Raw genomic sequence first — 22,412 nt, forward strand, 5'->3', positions numbered from 1 at the left:
TCTGTTTCAAGCGAGTGAACATTTCGTTCCATTGCCTGCAACCGACCGGGCGCACACTGACGCCTGCTGTGCGACGTGGTCTACGCCCCCACGAACACCAAACGGCCCCGCACCGAGGTGCGGGGCCGTTCTAGGGGGGAAACCTCGAAACCCGTCAGGACAGGTTCCGAACGAGGGTGTTACGCGTTCGCGCGCTGGCGACGAACGATGCTCATGACGACGACGAGTGCGATGCCGAGGACGAGAACGCCGACGGCGCCCCAGATGAGGAGCACGGGAGCGTTGTAGCCGGTGCTGGCGAGCGCCTGGCCGGTGGTTCCGGCGTCAGCGGCAACGATCGTGATCGAGGCGGTGGCGATGTTGGCCGAGGTGACGCCCGTTGCGGTGACCGAGTAGGTGCCGGTCGCGTCGGCCGGCAGCTTGACGTTGACCGAGGTGGCGCCGGTGGCGGACGCGACCTTGACCAGGGACACGGTGGCAGCCTTGACTGTGGAGAGAACGACGGTGCCCGAACCCGTGACGGCGAAGGAAACGTTCTCGCCGGCCGTGAAGGAACCAGCGGCGAAGTTCGCGACGACGGTGCCGCCGGCAACCTCGGCACCTGCAACGGTCACCTTGTCAGCAGCAACGTAACCAGCGGCGGTAGCCGCGGTCGGTACTGCGAAGAGTGCGAGGACCGCGAGTGCGACGACCGCGAGAGTCTTTTTTACCATGGTGAGATTTCCCCCAGTTAGCTGATGAAATATGTACCGACGCTGAGCGCGCCTAATAGGAACGTTTCTTACCTTAGGGTAAATTCACAGCCAATGTCTCCCCCGGGTGTTTCTTGTACGTGAATTCCCGGAGTCATTTGGACAGCCAGCGGAGCGGCCGAAGGCTTCTCGCCGAGCCAGCCGAAGTGCAGAACCGTGCTCTGACCAGGTGCTAGTTCGACTGTGACCGCGCTCACCGGGTAACCAGCATCGGTGCCCGGGTGGTAGCCCACAGCGGCGCCGTCCCGCGTCATTCCCAGGTTTTCCATGCCCGGCGCGCCGTAGGCCGAGACAATTGTCTTCACATTTCCTCGGGGCACCCCGTAGACGTCGCCGCCGGTGACGTAGTCGGAGAGCCTGGTCGCGGCATCCGCCGGAGCGGTATTCGTCAGCGTGACGGTGACCCCATAATTGGGGCGCTCATCCTTGCGGCACGTCGCTTGTCCGAGGCCAACTTTCATGTCAAGGTACACCCCCATTTTTGCGCCAGTGCCGTCATTGAGGTATACGCCGAACCGGGTAGCGCTTGCGTCGCTCACCGGAAGGCCGCCGGCGAGAGTCGTATCAGCGAGCACAGCCTGGTCTTCCTCGTGCGCGCTCCAGACCAGCACCCGGTGCTCACCGCCCGCCTGGGCCAGCGCGGTGATGAGAGCGACCGGGTCGGCGTTCCCACTCGAGACCGCCGAGAAGACGGATGACGCGGCGGCCGCGAAGAACTTGTCCTGGTCGGTCGGATTCTTGTAGCGGGCATAGACATCGCTCAGTAATAACTGCACCGCATTGTCGGCCGACAGCACGTCGCCGGTGGGCAGCGTGATCGGCCCGGTGGCCCGGAGCAAGTAGCTCAACGCGACCGGGTCGATGGAGACGACACCGTCGGCCTCGACGCCGAACTGCCGCTTCCACATCTCCCGCGCTAATGGTCCTGTCTGAGCAAAGTCGGGGGTGAAGTTGACGTCCTGTATGTACTGTCCGGTGATCTCGCCATAAAGACCTCGGGTCTCTTCCGCCAGCGGGAGCACGGGCGTCTTATAGAGCGGGAAGTCCGTGCTGGATGACTGCTGCGCGAGCTTGATCTGCCCGCCCTCGGTGTGAATGAGAGCCACGGCGCCGGCAATTCCACCCGTGGCCCGCAACTCGGCCGGGTTCTGGAATAGCAGCACGTAATTGCGTGGTCCGGATGCCCCCAGCATGCTCGGCACCAGGCGTACCGCCCGGTCCACATCATCGACGCTCCCAGCCGCCTTCGTGACCGCACTCGCCAGCTGCTCGGCCGCACCACGCACCATCGGTAGGGTCGCCGAGGTGTCGATCGCTGCGACCTGCACTGTGGCCGAAACCAGGGCTGTGTTCGCCGCAGCGAACTGGGACTGAGCATCGACAAGCGGCTTGAGGTTGATTGCGCCGTTCACGGGCTTGAAGTCGCCCAGCGTGACCGCCCCGGCGACCTGGGCGAGCGGCGTGACGGCATTCTGCGCCACGCCGTCGACAACCGCGGCTAGTTGCCGCACCGCGACGAGATTCGGTCCCAGAAACGGAACAACCTCAAAGGCCCGCCAAACCGGATCGCTCGTCAGGCTCGCTGCGCTGGCCGCATGTCTGCTGAGCTCGTCCGCAGTCGCGCCAGCAGACGGTCCATCGCCGGACACTACCTGGTCTTGAATCTTCGAAGCGAGCGGGATGGCACTTTCGAGTTCGCCCTTGGCGAGTACACCGCGCACTCCTACCCAGGCCACTGCGCCGATAGCGAGCACCGCAACCCCGGCGCCAACCCAGAGCACAACCCTGCGTGGTCGAGATCGGCGACCGCGACGGCGCGCGGCGGAGTGTGAGGGAGACATTTTCCCAGTCAACCAGACGTGTCAGCGAAGACTCGCCAACAGCTACTTTCCGAGTAAAGCCAGGTCATGGCGGGCCATGCGTGAAACGACTTCGGTGAAGCCAATGGTCGGTTTCCACCCCAAAACGCGCAAGGCCTTTCTCGCATCACCGCGCATCTCTTGGACGTCAGCCGGACGCACAAATCTCTGATCGACACCTACAAATGGCTCCCAATCGGTTATACCGACAGCTACGAACGCGGCCTCTACAAAGTCACGAACAGAGTGAGATATACCGGTGGCAATCACGTAGTCGTCAGGCTCCGAAGCCTGGGAGGCTCGGATAAGGGCGTCGACGTAGTCGGGTGCCCACCCCCAGTCACGCTTGACGTCCAGACTCCCGAGCATCAGTCGACCAGATACTCCGGCCACTATTTCAGCGGCGCCCATAGTGATCTTTCGCGTGACGAAGGTCTGGGGACGACGCGGCGACTCGTGGTTGTAGAGAATGCACGAAGACGCGTGCAATCCCTTCGCTCGATAAATCCTGACTCCATCGTGGGCATAAGCCTTGGCCACTCCGTAAGGAGAGATCGGCTTCACCGGAGTTTTCTCGTCTTGAGGTGCTGCGCGGGCGTTACCGAAGATCTCGGAACTGGATGCCTGAACGAAGCGAACATCCTTCCCGGTGCGCACCTGAAGCCGTAGGGAGGCATCCAGCAACGCCACCACAGCGACTCCACTGATGAGTCCCGTCGCAGCTGGCTTGTCCCAAGACGTCGCGACAGAACTGATGCCTCCAAGATTGAAGACGTAGTTGGGCTCGACGTCGCTGACGACGCGCTCAAGACCGACGAAATCGTTTAAGTCACCAAAATGAGTGATGACCCGGGCGTCGACGAACCGCTCGTTGTCTTGGCGCGCTTTTCGAACGAGCGCGTGAATCTCCCACCCTTGGGCAAGGAGCTGCTCCGAGAGGTAGCTTCCATCCTGACCGGTGATGCCGGTGATCAGTGCGCGCGGCAATTGAGTTGCTTCGCTAACGAGACAGGACGGCTTGCTCGGCAATGTCGTTCGTGACCATCATTCGAACCAGCTCTTCGAAGGGAACCTTGGGCTTCCATCCCAGCACTTCGCGAGCCTTGGTCGGATCGCCGATCAATAGGTCCACTTCGGCCGGTCGCATGAATTGGGGATCCTGAGTTACAAAAGGCGCCCAGTCGTCAACGCCGATCGTTGCGAAAGCAACGTCAAGAAGATCCCTAATCGAGTGAGTTTCACCTGTCGCCACCACATAGTCATCGCCCTCGGGCTGCTGAAGCATCCGCCACATGGCGTCGACGTAGTCGCCAGCGAATCCCCAGTCTCGCTTTGCGTCGATGTTTCCCAGGGTTACGCCCTTCTGAAGACCGAGCTCAATACGCGCGACGGCCTGGGAAATCTTTCTGGTGACAAACTCCGGCCCACGCCGCGGCGATTCATGATTGAAGAGAATCCCGCTGGACGCGTGAAGTCCATAGGACTCGCGATAGTTGATCGTCATGTAGTGGCCAAACACCTTCGCCACACCATAGGGAGAGCGTGGCCAGAGCAACGTTGTTTCCCGCTGAGGTACTTCCTGCACCTTGCCGAACATCTCCGAGGACGATGCCTGGTAGAACCGGACTTTGGACGCGTCGCCGGCCATATAGAGGCGCGTGGCCTCAAGAATATTCAGTACACCCTTGCCCGTGACGTCGGAAGTCATGGAGGAGTTTTCCCATGAGTATGCGACGAACGAAATCGCTCCCAGGTTGTAGACCTCGTCGGGCTGAGCGATCGATAGCACTCGCACGAGGCTCGAAACATCAGTGAGGTCACCATTCAGCAATTTCACGGCGGGGACTGTCCGACGGACAAGGTCAAGCTTCGGGTTGTTCTGCCCGCGAATGAGACCGTAGACCTCGTATCCCTTGCTCAAGAGCAGTTCGGAAAGATACAGCCCGTCCTGCCCAGTGATTCCTGTTATTAGTGCGCGAGGCATGACTCTCCGTTTGTGCGTTTTCTGGCGTAGCTATTAGGTCGTGGACTATCGCTTCGCTGCCAAGACGCAGCCCGCGTAAAGTTTGAATGTTCGGCAACAGAATAAGTCGCGAGGCTACTGGAACCTACATGCCGAATCCCATCCACTATGAAACATAGCCGACGAAATGATACGACGAAACCCGACTGACGGGCCTTGGTGCGGATGCATTTGCAAACGACACAAGAGCCCGAATTTCGCAGCCCTAGCGTTTCCTCGCCCTCGGGCTAAATGCTCAAAGTCCAGGACTGCAGAAACAGGATGTCATCCTGTTCACTTCGGCCTTACGATTTCGGTGTTCGATCAAATCAGATTTGGCCGCCTCACCGAAATCATCGGGCCAACTCATTTTCGAATCGGAAACGCGCCGCGGAAAGATCTCCCCATTCCCTCAGGAATGTCAAAGACGAGTTGCGACTAGAGCGACCCTCTTTATCACTTCTAGACCGCGGCCGATCAGTCGGAGCGCCGCCCCGCGCACAAGATGCCCAGACTCGGTCTGATCGGCCGCTGACAACGCGCAAGTACCCCGTGTAGCGACCAAGATCAGCAACCATCGGTTAAGCCCTCGAAAGTTTGAAACACTCTGCCATTCAGCGGTGGTCATGTCACGGGAGACAGATGAACCCTGAAAGATGCTATTCAACCCATGAAGCCTGTACTTGGCCACCGTCTCAGGAGTAAAACCCAAGGCGCTGACGCACAACAACCTCAAATAGAAATCTCGATCTTCAACCCGGAGCCGCTCATCGTATTGGCCAACTCCTTCTGCACTATAGGCCGACCGCCTTGCCATCATGGCAGGACCCGGCACCGACCATTTCAGAATTAGTTCGCGTGCTATTCGTCGCGGATCCCGCAGGCTTGGAACGTGCGCTCGATGCAGGCTCGAGAGAGCGCTTGCTGCCGTTATGCGGCCAGCGCTGTCGATAACGCTGCAGTCCCCAAAGACTGCGAGCCATTTCGGATGGAGCTCGAGCGCGGCAACCCGGATCCCAATGCCGCCTGGTTCAAGTGCATCATCACTACCCAAGATCACGACGTACTGTCCTAACGCCATTCCAACCAGCGTGTTGAGGGTGCGGGTTATTCCCTCATTGGGCTGCTGCCGGACCTCCCCTCGGCTCAACATATGGCTGTTCTTTTCCATCCAAGCGGAGGCGCGTGGGAACGTTGCATCCGTCGAACCGTCGTCGATAACCAGGATTTCTAGAGGGGCGTATCCGCTCGCTGCGACGCTGTCCAGGCAAGCTTCGATGTATTCCTGGTGATTGAATGCCGGCACAAGAACACTCACCAAGGGAGTTACCGAAGGCTCAATCTCAGAATTCACGTCACCCAATGTAGTCCACATCGACCGCCGATCGCCTTTCGACCTTGCGCCATGCGTGAAGTGTGAATGCTGATGCGATTGACACAATTGATGCTACAAACGATCCGACATAAATCCCGACTGTCGAACCATTCTCTAGGCACCAAAGAGTGACGCCACCTGCGACGAGAAGCACAAGAATTAGCAGGGCAGCACTTCGCTGAAGAACGAATCCGCTCTCGCGGTGCGCCAGCCAAAGCGTGACCGGAACGTACACAGCATAGGAACCGACGTATGCAATGCCCATTGCGGCAAGATCGCTCTGTAACGCGAGCGGGATGCCCAAAAGTAAGTAGCAGACATTGAAACTTAGTTCAGCGACGAAATACGCCCCTCGTGCCTTTCGCGCCAGCAACAGGAAAGCAATCGCCCAACCTACGATCTTTAGAACGTCGCCTAGTAATTGCCAACGAAGAATGCTTGTTGCCGATTGAAAATCTGCGTCGTACAAAATGTGCAACACCAATGGTGAAAGGACCATCATCCAAAGTAGAACTGGGGCGCCCAAGAGTAGTGCGACGCGAATTTGCTTGTCGACGCTCGAGTTCAGAATGCGCGGATGATTAACCTGCTTGCTGATTCTCGGGTAGTACTCGACCGCGAGTGCCGTAAGCACAAATCCCAAATAGAGCCCGGTAATCGTCCACGCGGCTTGAAAATAGCCGACGATTTGTAGCCCTTGTGTCTGCTGGAGCCAAATGCGAACAATCAGCTGCGCGGCGCTCCCCACCAAGAGTCCGACCATGACGACTCCCCCCAAAAGGAACATGCTCCGAAGTTCCGGCCACCATTGGCTGAAATTCGGACGGGGGATTGTCCGCGGGTCCCTGAGGAGAAACCAGCCGCTACACGCGAGAGTTGCAATTGGCGCGGCAGCCAATGCCGCGATGAGGCCGGCCTGACCGGAAATGAAGACGGCAGCGATCGTGACTACGGTTCCGACAGCAGAACCCAATGCATTACTCACGGCAAGGGCTCGAATACGCCCTGTGCCGTTCAGGAGAGCCAAGTACCCGCCAGACACAACCATGGAGCCGAGTGCAACACCCATCCATATCATCAACGCGGGTTCAACTGGTGCCGGAAACCAAGACGCGCCCAAGGTTAGACCCAAAGTAGCGACAATCAGCCCACCCGCGACTCCCAGCCAGTTTGAGCCGCGCAACAGCGCAAATCGCGTCAGCTGAAACTTCGCCTTGTCGCCACTCGCCGCCGCCGCCGCTTGAACACCGCTCGTGTTCAAACCAAGGCTGAACAGCACAACGCCGAAGGTTATTCCCGACGTGAGTATTCCTAGCAGTCCAACGCCGGTGGCACCGAGTTCTGTGGCAATAAATTTGTACCTAACAGCGCCGAAAGCTACGGTCAGCAGCGAGCTAAGCCCCACTACCACGGTAGCTTTCAGAATTCGTTCCATTCGCTAACCATATCCGCTGAGATCGAAGTCAGTCGCGACGATCACGCACTTAGTTCGCTCGTATTGCTAATTGCTCCTTTCGCCGCGCGCCAATCCGCGCAGCGGAAAGAGCCAAGCAGATGGCCCAACGAGAATATCCGGTCGACTCACGCCGCCCTACTCGCCGCATCGATCAATGGCCTGGCCCCGAGAGTCAACAGCACGCGCCGCCAGATGCGCAAATACTCACGCGGGCTCAGCTACTGATGAGTATCGATCGTCCTCGACACGAACAAATCAGCGCCACGAGCTATCGGGATTCGACTGGTTCGAGACGCCGGTAGAAGTAGTTGTGCAAATCAAATCTGGCTTTCGAGTGCAACAACTTCTCTCGAAAAGGAAACTAGGACTCAAGCCTCCCTGCCTTCCACGTCTTGAGCACACCATCAACGGCTCCTTCGAAAACAGCCGCGCCGCCTCTTAGATCGAAAACCCGAATCCGCGCAAGAATCAAGATAACAAGCCTAAACGGAAGCCCGAGAATCCAACCGCCCTTCCTCAAGAAAGCAAACTGAACCAAACTTTCCACATAGTAGCGGCGTACTGTCTCAGCGATTCCCCTTCCCGATGCGGAAAGCTCGTGGACAACTGATGCACTTTCGCAAACGCAAATTCCCCAACCGAGGTCTCTGGCTCGAAGACAATATTCAACGTCTTCCCAATACATGAAGAATCGCTCATCGAGGAGTCCAACACTCCTGATAGCGTCTGTTCTCATCAGGACTGCCGCCCATGTCAGATAATCCGGCTGTCCCGTTAGGCCAATCTGCCGAACTGACGCCCTTATGGGAGAAACTTGAGCGCCTAGCGTCTGGACAGATCCGTCCGGGTTAAGTATTTTGGGGCCACAAATCCCTAGGGAATCATCAAGTTTCATGCGGTGGACTAATGCCTTTATCGCTCCAGGCTCAACGACCGCGTCATTGTTGACCACAAAGACAAACTCTGCCTCGGAATCTAATACAGCCAGGAGCGCTGGATTGATTCCTGCTGCGAATCCAAGGTTCTTCTCGGATTCGATAATTGAAATTCGACCATCGTCCAGAAGTGGGCCCAGAGATGCGCGTAAACTGCCGTCGCTTTCATTGTCGGAAACAATAACGTGGTGTATTTCGGGCTCAGAGAGAAGACTCAGGACGCATGCCGTCGTGCGCTTCGTGTCACGCCAGTTGAGCGTGATCGCGCTCACAGTGCCCATCAATACTCAGCCAGAGTTTGCATTCGGAAAGTCCCCGATTCGAAAATACTCATCTGTTCCGCGCAATCCCCAAGATGATCTCTGTTGTTGCGTCCCAGCTAAAGCGAGCCGAATTTCTTACGCCTGCTTCAATCAATTTTTCCCTCAGACCAACGGATTCACGTAGTTCTGCCACCCTAGCCACTGCCTCTGACGGTGAATTAGAATTGAAATAGAGCACGGATGAACCGCCGACCTCGTGCATTATCGGCTCGTCTGAGCAAACGACCGGGCAACGACGCGTCTGCGCCTCCACGATAGGGAGCCCAAAGCCCTCGTATAACGACGGGAACACGAGCGCGACGGCGTGTTCGTAAAGCCAAGCAATTTCCTCGTCCGAGAGACGACCTGCAAAGATCAGGGAATCACTTGCAGCTGGATGCACGCGTTGCTTTCCGAAAACTTTGGCCTTGCCAGAAGCACCAACGATGACCGTGTTAACGCCTGCCTCGGCAAGCGCAGCTGACACGGGTACTAGATTTTTGCGAAGAGCCATCGTGCCCACGCAGACTACGAAAACCTCGGGGATATCGAGATCCGGCTTTCTGGGCGCTAGGTCTCGATAGTGGTCACTCCCGCATAGTGCAACAGTAAAGTGCTTTCGTCGGGTCCTGGTAACGTCTGAAATTTCAATTGCACTGAATTCCGAAATGGTCACCACCGACTTTGCCGTGCGAGCTAGCACTAGATACATGAATCGATACCACATTGAAAACGCCTTGCCGAAGGTATCGGGAAATCGAAAGACGCTTGCATCAAATAATGTTACGGTTTGGTTTCGCTTCGCCAGTGGCGCCGGACCACCAACGCTGATGAGGTGGTGGTTTCGAGCGAGCCAGGGTAGTGCAATCTGCTCGAACGCGTTTCCATCAAGTCGCGAGCGGACTACGCGACAATCACCAATCCAAGCCGGGATTGGGGCTGACTTCGGAATGAAGAGTGTAGCCGCGGAGCCGAGAGAACGTATAACGCGCTTCGACACTTCGGTCCCGTATCGTTCCGTGCCGGTCATTGGGTGCCCGATCCACTTACCGTTTATTCCAATCATCGGTTTGCGTCTACCCATCGGGTCATCTTTCTCTCAAATACGAGTTGGTCAAATTCCCACGCTCTGTCCACGCAGTCGGATGTCTTTAGAGAATCCACATTGTCAACTGCATTGCGCATCGACACAGGCTCAAACTCGTCCAGCAAAATTCCTGTCTTTCCATGTACGACCGTTTCTGAAGCCCCACCAATCGCCCGAGCAATAACTGGTGTGCCGGCAGCCATTGCTTCGACGGGCATTAATCCAAAGTCCTCGACTGGAGGGAAGACATAAGCCAGCGCTCTGACATATAGCTCTCGAAGCAACTGCGCACTCGGCCTGACGACGAATTGCACAGAAGCACCAGTGCGCTCCGCCAAGGCCTTGAGAATTGGGGCGTGGGGGCCATCGCCTGCCAGTACGACTGGAACACCCGCGGCCTTCCCAAGAAGAATGACATCTTCCAATCTCTTGTAGGGGATAAATCGGGATGCACCAAGCACATACACATCTGGTAGCGACTGGAGTATTCCTTCTTCAGCTGGCGTCCAGTCCTGTGCCTTGTTGGTGTAGAAAGCCACGTCCACAGGCGGATAAATGACTTGCGAGTCACGGTCCCATGCGGATTGGATCCTGGATCGGACAAACTCGCTTATGGAAGCAATAGACCGAGGTTCATTTGCTCTAGCCCGGTCAATTTTTCGAAGCGGAACTGATGCCACTCTGGCGCCAAATGAGGCGCCTCTCGTGTCGAGCTCGGGATTCCAAATGTACCGAGCAGGGGTGTACGCGTACACAATTTTAGGCGCCGACCGTGCAGCCCCTGAGAAGCGCACGTGGTGAGAGAATAGGTGCGAGCTGCACAGGATGAGGCCAGCATTGGAGCGACCAGAATATCTCCACGTCAGCGGCATTAGCGGAAGGGCCATAGCTTTGTTCCGCCGGAGCGGGGTCCTGGCTAGTATCGATTCGGACACTCGGCCTTGTTCAAATCGATATGGTGCATCGTTCCAAAGGCACTTAATCTGCGCGAGCGGATACAACGAGGCAATCGAATCCAAGACTTTTTCAGCCCCACCGTGAGCCTCAATCCACTCATGGACAATAATCTCAGGCATGGCGATTGCCCCCTCCAATTAGAAAAGCACTCAGCATCGAGGCCCGATGCAGGTCAGACTGCTTTGTCCAGGCCGAGTCTAACTTCTTGTCGTTGCATCAGCGGCTCGGAACCTACCGCAGGTTGCCTCCAACGAGCCGCAAAAATACCATGTTGCGTCCAAGGCAAGACCCTACTTTCGTGCGGCCACTACGGGTCAAAATGTTGGTGAGTCTGTTCACAACGAGTTGGAGATAGGGCCTGGCGTACTTATCTGATTGCTAAGATATCGCTGTGACAATATTGGGGGTTGCCTTTCTCATAGCCGCTGCAGCAACCCTGTTGTTACGACGTTCGGCGTATCCTTGGCTACTTGCGATAGCCGCGGCGTTTCCCTCATCGGCCGCAATCCTCTTAAACGACAATGCGATCAGCCCGTTCTATCTTTTGGCGATTCCTACACTATTTTGGTTTCTTTTTTTTGGCAGCCGAGTAGTTGGGCCGGGTGTGGGAGCAATCAAACTGTTCGTAGTTTGGGCAGTCTTCGTGACTGCCCTCAGCCCGATCATATTCGCCGGCATCCGGGTACTTAGCCCGCGGAACGGTATTGATACTGGGGTGCTTGACCCCGCCATCTTGGCTCCGGGAATTTCCAATGCGGCTCAAGCGTCATACTTGCTCATAGCAGTGGGGTTCGTGTTTTTCCTGGTAAAGAATCCGGCGACCATTCATTTGCCTGCCGTGACTTTCGGCGTTGGAACAGTACTCTCTTCAGCCAATCTCCTGGTCGTGCGGACAGGTGGGCGTTGGCCGTCTGAAGTGTTCGACACAGGAACGTCTATTTACACGAATGGTGACGTCGGCGGGATCTCAAGGCTGCGCGGAGTGTTCGCTGAACCGTCCCTACTGGCAGAATTCTCAATCGCGGCAGCCGTATATTTCTTTTTCATGTTCTTCTCAGCTCGAGGCAAAAGAAGGGTTGCTTACCTGATTCTTGCGGCACTCGCTGGAGTGAATCTGTCCGCCTCGATGACTGGAACGGGAACAGTCGCTGCCGTCATCGTAAGCGTTGCAGTTCTCGTCTACGGTGTCTCAAGATTCCTGACTCGTGGTCAAGGAGCGATGTTTGCCACGTTGGTAATTCTGGTTGGGGCCGTAGCCGTCCTGCTTTGGGGAGGTGCGGCGGCTAACTCGATTATCGGCATAGTAGGTGAGAAGATCGGAAGCCATTCGCAGATAACCAGGTCAAGCGCCGACCTTTTCTCAATCAGAGTGTCGAGCGATACCTACTGGATTGGTGCCGGGCTTGGGAGCAACAGGCCGTCGTCCTTTGCCATGATGCTTTTGTCCTGCGTGGGAGTTGTCGGACTGGCATCCTTCTTGTGGCTGGCTGCGCGCATCATCTGGCACGCTGGACGATTCGGAAGTGGACGCGCCATCGCGTGGGCACTCTTTTCTGTCCTCGTGGCGAAAGTAATTGCAACACCCGATCTTTCCTCACCAATCCTTTGGACCCTGATCGCCGCATGCGCGAGCGCGTGCTGGTCGATTGCCCCAAAAGCCCACCAAAAGAATCCGGTTATTCCAGTGCAGAGTTCGCAAATGGGCGATACCGGCCTGGACGACAAGGCGGTGCGTGCTTCGGCTTAATGCCAAAGACGCTTTTGGGGCCTGCCACTATTATCAGTGTCAACAACTGGCGGCTGTTGATCCCCTGGTGTCAAGCCCCGGGTTTATGGAGGCTCGAGTGAGCCCCGTAATCCACAGCTAGTGGACCCCCACCCGGCCTAGCCGGAACGCAGCACGGTCATCCGCGACCGGGCGCCGCGCCGACCGCTCCGACTCCGCATGTCCCAGAGCGCTCAGCTTCGCGTGGGCTCAGTCCGCACGGATCTTGCCCTGCGACGCGTCTGTCGACGCTCGTTGAATAGTAGGCATTTGGTGCTGACAGTTTCAAGCGGTCAACGCAACGCAGGCGGCGCTGAAGACCTCATGAGGATTCTGCCATCTCAGTGTTCTCCGCGGGCGGTTGTTGAGTTCTGCCACGATTTCCTCAAGTCTCTCTGTGTTGGTCAGGTTGAGATCGGTGCTCTTGGGCAGGTACTGGCGGAGCAGGCCGTTGGTGTTTTCGTTCGTGCCACGTTGCCAGGGTGAGTACGCGTCGCAGAAGAACACGGGAATCCCGGTCGCTATCGTGAAATCAGCGTGACGAGCCATCTCGTTGCCGCGATCCCAGGTCAGCGTTCGGCGCATGACAGCGGGGAGCTTGTTGAAGGTTTCGATGAGTGCCGCGATCACGATTTCACTTCTGGCGCCGTGCGGCAACGGGACGGCGATCAGGACGCGACTGTGCCGTTCGACCAAAGTCACGATGTGGGACGTACCGTAACGTCCCACGATCATGTCGCCTTCCCAATGGCCGGGTGTCTTGCGGTCGTTCGCCTCGGCCGGACGGTCCTTCAGGGGCACGAGGCCCGGTATCCGTGACTTCTTCCCACCGGAGGCAACACGCCGTTGCAGATGGCGCCGCAAACGCCGAGTCCGAAGCTGGGCGGTCAATTCCGCTTTGAAACCGGGCTGGGCCTGCACAAAGAGCGAGGTGTAGATCGTCTCGTGAGACACCCGCATCGCCGAGTCGTCCGGGAACTCCGCGATCAGGCGCTTCGAGATCTGTTGCGGAGACCAGCAGACCTGGAGTTTGGATTCCACGTGCTCGCGCAAACGATCATCCAAAGCGAGCTTCCCGAGGCGAGGCCGCCGGCTCCGGGCCTCGGAGAGACGTTCAGCATGAGCGGCACGGTATCCATGCCTCCCACTGTTGCGAAGCACCTCCCGCGAAACAGTGGAAACCGGCCGACCTAGCTCGGCGGCGATCGACGTAAGAGACCGGTTAGCCGCGAGACCGCGCGAGATCGTCTCACGCTCATCGAGCGACAACCGCAACGCCGGCCGAGGCTTCGTCGCCCGCGGTCTGACACCACCAGACTGCTTGAGCCACAGACAGGCCGTCGACCTCGAAATTCCCCCCAATGCTGCGGACTTTCGAAGCGACGCACCCGACGCACATGCCGTAAAGAACGCCATCCGCTGTTCCGGTGGCTTTGGTTTCCGTCCCATTCTCGCTCCTTCCCAAGAAGCAGATTAGGAGGTCACCGGAACCACACCCTTGCATTGACCGCTTGAAACTGTCAGCGAAACTGGCCTACTTTTCAAAGAGCGCTGACACGCGTCAACCCATTCCTCGGTCTTCAGCAAGAACGGATCCGTGACCCGACCCCGGTAAGCTGGTTCCGCGAGCGGCCGGCCCGCGTCGCGCGCGGCGACGCACCGGGCCTCGGTGTGATGCAGGGAGCCCGTGAGTTCGGCCGCGGCACGCAACGACTAGGCCAGGGCGTAGGCAGCGGGTATTTCCATGATTTCACCATCAAACTTCATTCAGGGCGTCTTCCTGTGCGACTTTGATGCGACTGAAACCGTCATCAGATCCCAGGAAGGGACTCTCGCCACGCACCCGGGCGGGGATTCAGAAATAGAGGTGGGCAGATCTCATGGCCATCAGCGGGCAATCCCATGGCCGCATATGCGCAGTTTGGCATGGCCGTTGACAATCCTGCGGCTGCATCAACAGACGCTCTGTCGCTAGCGAAACAACCCTCAGTACGCGCCCTCTCGAGCTATAACTGCCCTTGCAGTTCGCCAAAGTATCACTAGGTCGCCCGCGATGGACCAGTTTTCGACATAGTAGAGATCGAGCCTAACGGTCTCTTCCCAAGACAGGTTTGAGCGCCCGCTGGTTTGCCAGAGTCCCGTGATCCCGGGTTTTACAAGAAAGCGTCGGTGCACGTGCGATTCATACTGTTCGACTTCCGTTTCCAGCGGCGGTCGCGGGCCAACGAGCGACATACTTCCAATAAACACATTGAATAGCTGAGGTAATTCGTCGAGGCTAAAACGTCGAATAAATCGGCCAACTCGAGTTACTCGCGGATCTACCTTCATTTTGAAAAGCACTGAATTGCCTTCATTGTCCTGCCGCCCACGTACTTCCGCCAACTGGTCTTCTGCGTCATTGACCATAGATCTGAACTTGTACATCTCGAAATGCTCGCCGTTAATGCCGATTCGAACTTGACGGAAGATTACTGATCCCGAGCTGTCAAACTTTACAGACATTGCTATCAAAACGAGCATCGGCGAAAGTGCAACAAGCAAGAGCCCAGAAGCCAGGACGTCAAATGCCCTCTTCGTGAAGAGTGTTCGCCCCTCATACCTTGGGGTTTCAACATGAATCAGTGGAAGCCCCGAGACTGGTCGATTGTGAATCCGAGGCCCGCCTATGTCCGTAAGGCTGGGTACAACAACTAAATGGTGCTTCCCCGGTTCCAAGCTCCAGCTGAGCTCTCGCATTCGAATTGGTGAGAGCTCGGCACCGCCGGTCACCACGACTGTGTCGGCATGGACTTGATCGAGTGCAATCTGCACGCTTTCCATGTCGCCAAGCACGGGTACAAGTGTGTCTGCAAGCGTTTCACCGATCCGACCGTGAGGCACGCATGCGCCGACAACGAGGTACCCTGCCCCCGGTAGACGAACTAGCTCGCGATTAATTCGTGATGCTGACTCTCTTGAGCCTACGAGCAGAACGCGAGAAGTAAACGACCCACGCAATCGCTGCACAACCAGCCATTGTCGCCACATCCACCGCGAAAAAATCAGCACGACGATTCCCATCGGAAATGCAATAAGGATGTACCCCCGCGCCACGTCGATATGGAAGAGATACGCGACGATCGCTAAGAGCCCGAATAGTCGGAGGGACGAGTTGGCAATGAGTTTGTATTCGTCAGGGCCCGTGCCGAGCACGCGGTAGCCGCGGCTGCCGTACACGCCGAGTATCGTCATCCAACCAGCGATGAGAATCACGGATACCGCCGTGTAGTCGAGGCTGAGGCCGAGCGGGCTGCCACGAAACTCGAGATCTGCCGTGTCGAGCCCGAACCAGAGGATCTGCACGCCGAAAACAACCCAGATTAGGACGAGCAGGTCGGTAATGACGAGCCGACCGGCGTAGATGTCGCGCCAGTCACGGGTAGTGGTCTTTTTGTCCACGGGCGGTGCCGTCGATGCTTCTCTCTCGTTCATTTTCCCCCTGCGGCGAATCGGGCACCGCATGTTTTACGACAACGAGGAGTGTGGGCCCTCGTCGATGAAGCGACTATTTCCAGGTGGCCCCGTCGTCAGACGAGCGGCCCAGTGCGTCGCCGACCCAGAGCCACAGAGTACCTGAGGCTCCTGACATCGCGACGTTGCCCGGCAGGGACTGGGCCGGGGTCGGTGTCGGGTAGCAACCTGACACGGCGGATTCAAGGGAAGATTTGAGGGTGAGCACCTGCACGCCGGCGCAGTCAGCGCGCCCGACCGCGGCGGCAAGATAGCCCGTGTCAGTGTCGGTGAGGGTGAGGACGCCAGAGAGAGTTACGGGGGCGGACCAGGTGGTGGCGGCATCCGTGGTGGCGAAGACACGACCGTCGGCGCAGAGGGCGGCGGCGTTCTTGCTGTCGCGCACGGCGAGCGTGACGACGGCGTCACAGGGGGCCTTCTCGGCGCCGGCGGGGCTTTGCACGGTGGCCCGGTCGGCGGGGTTGACGTACCAGGTGCCGGCGAGCTTGTCCGGGTATGAAGAGTAGTTGTCACCGGTAACGAAGGTCTTCACGAACTGGGGGGCGCAGTCCTGCTTGGCCAGGCCCACGAATTCCACGGTGCTCTCGCTCGTTGCTGTCAGGCGCTGCAGCGCGGTGACCTTGGTGGGGCCGGAGGCGTCCGTCTTCTTCCATGTGACGCCAGCGTCCGTGGTGAGCTCGGGCGTCGCCGCGGCAGTTGGGCAGGATCCGGTCTGGGCCCGCCAGGCCGTCTTGGCGTCGACGGCACCGAGGAGCCGGGTCGGCGGCACCGGGAGGAGAGTGGCGGCGGCCGGAGTGGCGGTTGAGGCAGGGGTCGCTGTAGCGGTCTTTGTAGGCGTGACCTTGGATGCCGGCGTCGGTGTCGGTTCCACGCTGGTTACCCCGAAGGTGTGAATGGGGGCCGCCGTTTCGGCGGTCGCGGCGGCACGATTGGAGTTCAGGGCCAACACGATCAGCAGAATGTCGACGGCGATGAACGCGGCGATACCGATGTACACCCCGGTGCGACGGCGGGAGGTGTCGCGGGGAACGTGGCGGGACGGGCGGGCCATGGGCTAGAGCCTGACTGTCGTGGCGGCCAGGGCGGTGGTGATCGTCGTGACGGCGTCGTCGATCGAGTGGGCCACCCGATCGTAGATTTCTTCGGATTGGCGATAGGGGTCTTCGATGTCGTCGTCAGCGAGGTCGTGTGGAGGCGGGGTCAGACCCTTGGTGGCGGAAACCTCGGACAGGTAGGCGGTGATCGCTTCCTGATCGGCGCTCGGCGTGGGCGGGATTGCGTCGACCAGACGAGCGAACTGGTTCAGCGTGTAGGCGTAGCGGGCGGCCCGCGGGTGCAGGGCGACGGCCTCGCTGCGGTGCTCGCGGGTGGCAGTGAGGACAAGGTCTGCCGCCGCGACCAGCTCGGGCGTGAGCTGGGTCGCCGCGTGAATGAGCGGGGCAGCCCCGTAGAGAATGGCCAGGGCCGCGGCTTCGGGTGTCATCGGGTGACCGACCACGGCCCGCGTACCCGCGCTGGTGACCGTCGCCGGCACGCCCGCGGCAGCGAGCCGGGTCTGCAGCAGCTGCTCGGCCAGTGGAGAGCGGCAGATGTTGCCGGTGCAGACCATGAGCACGCTGAGAGGGTTCGCCGACACCGCTAAACTCGCGCTCTGGGCTTGAGGATGTTGTGGTGCGTTCCGGCGACGGCCGGCTCCGGAACGGTTTCGTCTCCGTAGCCGTAACCGTAGCCGTAGCGGCCGTAGCCGTAGGCGTCCGGGCCCTTGGTCGGCAGCATCGTGAGCACGAGGCCGGAGACCGTGGCTCCCACATTGTCGAGGGCCGCGAGTGCTCCCTTGAGCTGGCCTTTCTGGGTGCGTCCGGAGGCGACAACGACGATGGCGCCACCGACGCTCTTGGCCAGGATGGCGGCATCCGTCACGGGGAGCAGAGGCGGGGCGTCGAAGATGACCACGTCGAAGGCCTTGTTGAACTCGCCGACGAAGTATGACATGCGGGCCGAGCCGAGGAGCTCGCTCGGGTTCGGCGGCACGTGTCCGGCCGGCAGCACAAACAACTTGGCCTTGCCCCAGGGCTGGATGATGTCCTTCATGTCGGCACGGCCGACCAGCAGGTCGGTGAGGCCCACTGTGCCGTCGATGCCCATGTAGTCGGCGAGCTTGGGGCGACGCAGGTCTGCGTCGACCAGCAGCACGCTCGCGCCGGAGTCGGCAAGGGCGATGGCGAGGTTGGCGCCGGTAGTGCTCTTGCCCTCGCTCTCGATGGAGGAAGTGATCACGAAGCTGCGGTCGGTGCGGCCGACGTCGAGGAACTGCAGGTTGGTACGCAAGGTGCGGAAGCTCTCGGCCCGGGGGCTGCGCGGGTCGACGTGCACGATGAGGGGGCGGTCCTGCGCCTTGGGGTCGAACACGATGCCGCCGAGGATGGCCGCGTCGGTGACGCTTTCGACGTCTCGTTCGTTTCGGATGCGGGTGTCAAGGGTTTCACGGAGCACGGCCAGGCCCACGCCGAGGGCGAGGCCGAGCAGGGCGCCGAGCGCGATATTAAGCGGCACGTTGGGGCTCACCGGCACGGAGGGCACGGTGGCCTCCTGAGCGCGCGTGAGTTTGACCGGAGAGACGGCGCCTTCTGCGGTCGGTGTCTCGATCTGCTGCACGACTGCGGTCAGGCTCTGTGAGGTGGCGTTGGCGATGTTCGCGGCCCGCACCGGGTCGGTGTCCAGCACGGTAATCTCGATGATCGAGGTGTCGAGCGGTGCGGCCGCCGTGATCCGCTTGGACAGGTCGTCGGCGGTGATCCCGAGGTTGAGGGTTCCGATTACGGGCAGGAGCACGATGGGCGCGCTAACCAGGTCGGAATAGGTCTTGACTCGCTGCACGGTGAAGCTGCTGCCTTGGGCCAGGTCGCTCGTCGTGCCGCTGGCCTGCGTCGAGACGAAGACCTTCGCGACGGCACTGTACTTGGGGGTCTGCAGGATCGAGTATGTGGAGGCCGCAGCGACCGCAACAAGCGCAAGAAGGATGATCATCACCCAGCTCTTACGCAGAATGCGAATGTAGTCGCGAAGTTCCACGCGGCGGCCTTTCCCTGAAGTGCGTTCTACCGCTTGAGCAGAAGCCATTGGTAAGGCCCGATGTGCACGCCCCTTGGTCATTATCGCACAAGTCGGAGTGGGACGAGGTAGAGGGCGTTCAAGGTCGGCAGGCAAGCCCGGACATATGGAGTCCTGTCGACGTACACGGCTAGCCTCTCAGCAGCATCCGAGCTGCAGAGTAAAAGTCCGATCGTCTTGGCACAAGCAGTGCAACCGGAAGGCGCAGGGACACGATGGCATAAAGTGCACAACTCCAGAAGCCCATCGAAGAGGCGATACTAGCGCCCAGGGCTCCCCAAAGCGTTCCCAAAATCGCCAAGGCACATATGCCGATTGCAAGTCCTAGAAGTTGCGCAAACAGAATTGCGCTGCCCCGCCCGAGCGCAACCAACGCGCTCGAGGCCACGTAAGAAAGGACGACAGCTATAGAGCCAATCAGGCCCACGATGGTTGGGCCAACCGCCCCGGCGAAATTTCGGCCAAATACGAGGGGTACAGCGAACGGCGTCACGATCGCCAGAACAACAGCCGTCAAACCCGCGATGAGCAAGGCCGCACGTACCGCCTGCGCGATCCGCTCCTGGCGAACTTCAGCAGTCACATCTTCGGCGATATTCCCGAAGATGGCAGTTCCAACGGCTTGTCCGACCGCGTAGGGAAGGAGAGCAACCGTAGCCGCGACAGAATACAGACCAGCTTGGGCGCCGCCCATAAGCGGCAACGCGATGGCCTGGTCCAGTCGATAGGAGGCTGCTTCTGCAACTTGGCTTCCCCCGAAGCTCATTCCGTCTCGAAGTAGGCTTCGGGCTCGCACTCGCGGCCCTCGAACTGTCACCGGGACGAGGAACAACACCGTAACAAATGTGCCAACGTTCCCAAATAGATTCGCAAGCAGCACATAGCCAACCGTTATCCACCCCCACTGCCATCCGACGATTAGTGCGCCTACAGAAATGGCGGCTGGGAGCAGATTGATGAGGGCAAACGCTCCATGACGTCGTTGCGCCACAAGCACGTTGGCTGTGCAGATCCACACGACAGAGAGAGGGGCACTCGCGACAGCAACTATGAAGACGATGCCGGTGGCGTTGTCCACAGTCGGTAACAGCAAGTAGCGGCAGCCACCAGCAATCACAGCGCTAGGCAGGAGAGCCCAAAGTGCAACTATCCGAACACCTCGAATGGCAGGTGAAATTCGGCTCCGGTCGACACTGAGTCGACGCACGACGAGAGGCACCCCCCAACCGACTAGGAGCGGAGCCAGACCCGTCACCGCCAACGCAGCGGCCGTTTCTCCACGCCCTTCTGGCCCGAGTGCGCGCGCCACGATGGGTGCACTCAGCAGGGAAAGAAAGGCCGAAAGAATTCGGGCCAATACTATGACTGAGGGTGAGTTCGACAAACGGCGAGCTGGGGATATTCGGGGACCGCTCCGATTTCCTGGCACCTATGAGTGTCCTGCCGCGGTCTCGAGAACTCGAACGGAGTTCTTCCAGGCCAACGCGCCCAGATATCTGCTCCTGCTCTCAAGCTGACTCCTCGACACACGTCGAGCGATCGCGACAGCTGAGTCAAGCGACGCGATGTCCACACCAACCGGAGTCAGGCCACCACCCCACGTAGTCAAATATGCGTCAAGCTTGCTGATCGAATCGAGTCCCACATGTGGCACTCCGTAGGCCATCGCTGTCACCGCGCCGTGCAGGCTCGTACCGACAAACACATCGGCGGTTGAAATGGCGTCCGCCACGTCCCAGACAGTAGAGGTGCGGCAGAGGACAACATTCCTGATTCCGCGCCCTTTCAAGTCCTTATGAAGGCCAGCGAGGGCGAACTGATCTCCATGCCCCCCAGCAAGCCCGATGGGAAGCAGGCGGATCGTCGCGAAGTCCTTCGAGAGACGTTCGATGGCGTCCAAGGTGGGCCCATGCCTCGACTTCAGCCAGCTTTGAGACACCTGGAACACTAGCTCGGAATCGACCGGAGGAAGATCGATGCTGCGCAGCTCGGTGAGTATGGCGACGCTGTCTGGAACCAATTCACTTTCAATCCCTTGCCTCGAAAGAGCAGACCGCCCCATTTCATCTCGAACGCTAACGTAACTTGCACTCGAGAGCGCCCGCACTACTTCACGCTTAGGGCTTGCCCGCAAGCTATCCAGCGAGGATGCTCCGATTGCGCTGGTGACAAGAATGGAACGCCGAGCATGTTTGTACGAGGGGACGTATGGAGTCGCCCACTCACCACGAAGCACCGACCGCCCGAGTAGGTCGTAGATCTGGGGCGACCCGAACTTGCGCAAGGCATTCATCGCCCGGTCAAACGGATATGGGGCGAGGGAAGTCGCGGCTTGACCCCAAGTTGCGCCCAATACCTCTCCCCCGCCAATTACGACGCTTGCTACTAATCTGCCGACGGTCAAGTCGTCATCCCCGCGGTCAAACAGAGTTCTTGAGCTCGAAACGAGCGCGCCACCGAATTGCCGCATGTCAGCTGATCTCACCGAGAAATGACGCAGTTCGGGAAGCTCCATAGATCCAGCCACCAGATTGAGCACCAGCGGAAACAAGAGGTCACCGTAGTTAAATCGGTCATAGGCACCGACTGTTGCAATCGTTGCTTGAATAGCACATCTCCGATCCACGACGCGTTCTGCGGGGACAATAAAAATCTTCGCGAATGAAATTGTACACAGTCTAAGATTCCTCATTTCACTCCCGAGTCTCAGAGACCAAGCCGAGCGAAATCGAGACTGTCTTGGATTCTCACCGCGAATTCCTCAACATTTCCGTGGAGTTTCAGTGCACGACTAGTCAGATGGCGCCCCCTGTCGCCATGTTCGCTCCGACGCGCTGTCGCCTCAGCGACAAACGCCACGCTCGTGCCCGGCGGATAGGCAGGGTCTGTTAGACGAAGCGCGATAGGCTCGCGACCGCTTGCGACGGTAGGCTCGCACTCTCGACGCGAATCATGTATGCAACGATGTGTCAGATCAGAGCGGGCTGGGCGTGTTCTGCGTGGCATTGCACCGCCCCTGACCTCTCCATCCACGGTCCTGGTCACTCTCGCGCTGGCGGCCCACCCAGACGTGCGCGACAACGATCTGCTCCTCAACATCCCCACGACGCTGATGGCGAACTTCGGCCCGCACTGGCTCGTGATGAGCGCGCTCAAGACCGAGACCGCCGACCGGCTGCTCGCGTTGTGCACGGCCGCGGCGCTGCCGGCGGGTGCGCTCAAGATCGAACTCACCGAGAGCGACTACGTCGTGGAGTACGGCGCGGTGCACGCGAACATGGCCCAGCTGCAGACGTCG

18 protein-coding genes are annotated in these 22,412 nt (G+C 59.1%); 2 read left to right on the forward strand and 16 right to left on the reverse strand.

Annotation, left to right across the window (positions count from 1 at the left end):
- Positions 1-179: 179 nt before the first annotated feature.
- The 9 genes from E3O44_RS13550 to E3O44_RS19650 form a co-directional block, all read right to left on the reverse strand.
- On the reverse strand, positions 180-713 hold the full coding sequence (locus E3O44_RS13550) for a hypothetical protein (protein WP_134535302.1): 534 nt from the start codon (positions 711-713) through the stop codon (positions 180-182).
- Between the two features lie 68 nt (positions 714-781).
- Entirely contained in the window at positions 782-2,473 is a 1,692-nt protein-coding gene (locus E3O44_RS13555; protein WP_166792660.1) for a DUF4012 domain-containing protein, read from the reverse strand.
- Between the two features lie 162 nt (positions 2,474-2,635).
- Entirely contained in the window at positions 2,636-3,598 is a 963-nt protein-coding gene (locus E3O44_RS13560; protein WP_134535304.1) for a GDP-mannose 4,6-dehydratase, read from the reverse strand.
- Between the two features lie 13 nt (positions 3,599-3,611).
- Entirely contained in the window at positions 3,612-4,595 is a 984-nt protein-coding gene (locus E3O44_RS13565) for a GDP-mannose 4,6-dehydratase (RefSeq protein WP_134535305.1), read from the reverse strand.
- A 439-nt stretch (positions 4,596-5,034) separates the two neighbouring features.
- Positions 5,035-5,967, reverse strand: a complete 933-nt coding sequence (locus E3O44_RS13570; RefSeq protein WP_166792661.1) for a glycosyltransferase — start codon at positions 5,965-5,967, stop codon at positions 5,035-5,037.
- Between the two features lies 1 nt (position 5,968).
- The gene (locus tag E3O44_RS13575) at positions 5,969-7,423 is read right to left on the reverse strand and encodes an oligosaccharide flippase family protein (RefSeq protein WP_134535307.1); all 1,455 of its coding nucleotides are present in this window, start codon (positions 7,421-7,423) and stop codon (positions 5,969-5,971) included.
- 382 nt (positions 7,424-7,805) lie between these two features.
- Positions 7,806-8,651 (reverse strand): glycosyltransferase family 2 protein, encoded by an 846-nt coding sequence (locus tag E3O44_RS13580; protein WP_166792662.1) that lies wholly within the window; start codon positions 8,649-8,651, stop codon positions 7,806-7,808.
- A 58-nt stretch (positions 8,652-8,709) separates the two neighbouring features.
- Positions 8,710-9,747, reverse strand: coding sequence for a glycosyltransferase family 4 protein (locus tag E3O44_RS13585; RefSeq protein ID WP_166792663.1), 1,038 nt, complete (start codon positions 9,745-9,747; stop codon positions 8,710-8,712).
- The gene (locus E3O44_RS19650; protein ID WP_241976326.1) at positions 9,744-10,307 is read right to left on the reverse strand and encodes a glycosyltransferase; all 564 of its coding nucleotides are present in this window, start codon (positions 10,305-10,307) and stop codon (positions 9,744-9,746) included. Before E3O44_RS19650 ends, E3O44_RS13585 begins: the two co-directional genes overlap by 4 nt.
- Positions 10,308-11,116: 809 nt before the next feature.
- On the opposite strand from E3O44_RS19650, the gene E3O44_RS13595 reads away from it, so the two are divergent.
- Positions 11,117-12,472: a hypothetical protein gene (locus tag E3O44_RS13595; protein WP_134535311.1), complete on the forward strand. Its 1,356-nt coding sequence runs from the start codon at positions 11,117-11,119 to the stop codon at positions 12,470-12,472.
- A gap of 303 nt (positions 12,473-12,775) precedes the next feature.
- Here E3O44_RS13595 and E3O44_RS13600 read toward each other — a convergent pair whose 3' ends face one another.
- The 7 genes from E3O44_RS13600 to E3O44_RS13630 all read right to left on the reverse strand — a co-directional run bounded on the left by E3O44_RS13600 (position 12,776) and on the right by E3O44_RS13630 (position 21,806).
- Positions 12,776-13,939: an IS30 family transposase gene (locus E3O44_RS13600; RefSeq protein WP_134535312.1), complete on the reverse strand. Its 1,164-nt coding sequence runs from the start codon at positions 13,937-13,939 to the stop codon at positions 12,776-12,778.
- A 537-nt stretch (positions 13,940-14,476) separates the two neighbouring features.
- A complete protein-coding gene (locus E3O44_RS13605) occupies positions 14,477-15,964 on the reverse strand; it encodes a sugar transferase (protein ID WP_174775082.1) in 1,488 nt (495 codons plus the stop codon).
- Positions 15,965-16,037: 73 nt separating this feature from the next.
- On the reverse strand, positions 16,038-17,054 hold the full coding sequence (locus E3O44_RS13610; RefSeq protein WP_134535314.1) for a hypothetical protein: 1,017 nt from the start codon (positions 17,052-17,054) through the stop codon (positions 16,038-16,040).
- Between the two features lie 3 nt (positions 17,055-17,057).
- Entirely contained in the window at positions 17,058-17,639 is a 582-nt protein-coding gene (locus E3O44_RS13615; RefSeq protein ID WP_241976327.1) for an arsenate reductase/protein-tyrosine-phosphatase family protein, read from the reverse strand.
- Between the two features lie 2 nt (positions 17,640-17,641).
- The gene (locus tag E3O44_RS13620; protein ID WP_134535315.1) at positions 17,642-19,075 is read right to left on the reverse strand and encodes a tyrosine-protein kinase domain-containing protein; all 1,434 of its coding nucleotides are present in this window, start codon (positions 19,073-19,075) and stop codon (positions 17,642-17,644) included.
- A 169-nt stretch (positions 19,076-19,244) separates the two neighbouring features.
- On the reverse strand, positions 19,245-20,543 hold the full coding sequence (locus E3O44_RS13625; protein ID WP_134535316.1) for a lipopolysaccharide biosynthesis protein: 1,299 nt from the start codon (positions 20,541-20,543) through the stop codon (positions 19,245-19,247).
- Complete coding sequence (locus E3O44_RS13630; protein WP_134535317.1) at positions 20,544-21,806, reverse strand: polysaccharide pyruvyl transferase family protein; 1,263 nt, start codon at positions 21,804-21,806, stop codon at positions 20,544-20,546.
- 378 nt (positions 21,807-22,184) lie between these two features.
- Between E3O44_RS13630 and E3O44_RS13635 the strand changes: the two genes are divergently transcribed.
- A partial coding sequence (locus tag E3O44_RS13635; protein ID WP_134535318.1) for a hypothetical protein occupies positions 22,185-22,412 on the forward strand: 228 nt, incomplete at its 3' end.

This window comes from Cryobacterium algoricola (assembly GCF_004402485.1).
Taxonomy (GTDB): Bacteria; Actinomycetota; Actinomycetes; order Actinomycetales; family Microbacteriaceae; genus Cryobacterium; species Cryobacterium algoricola.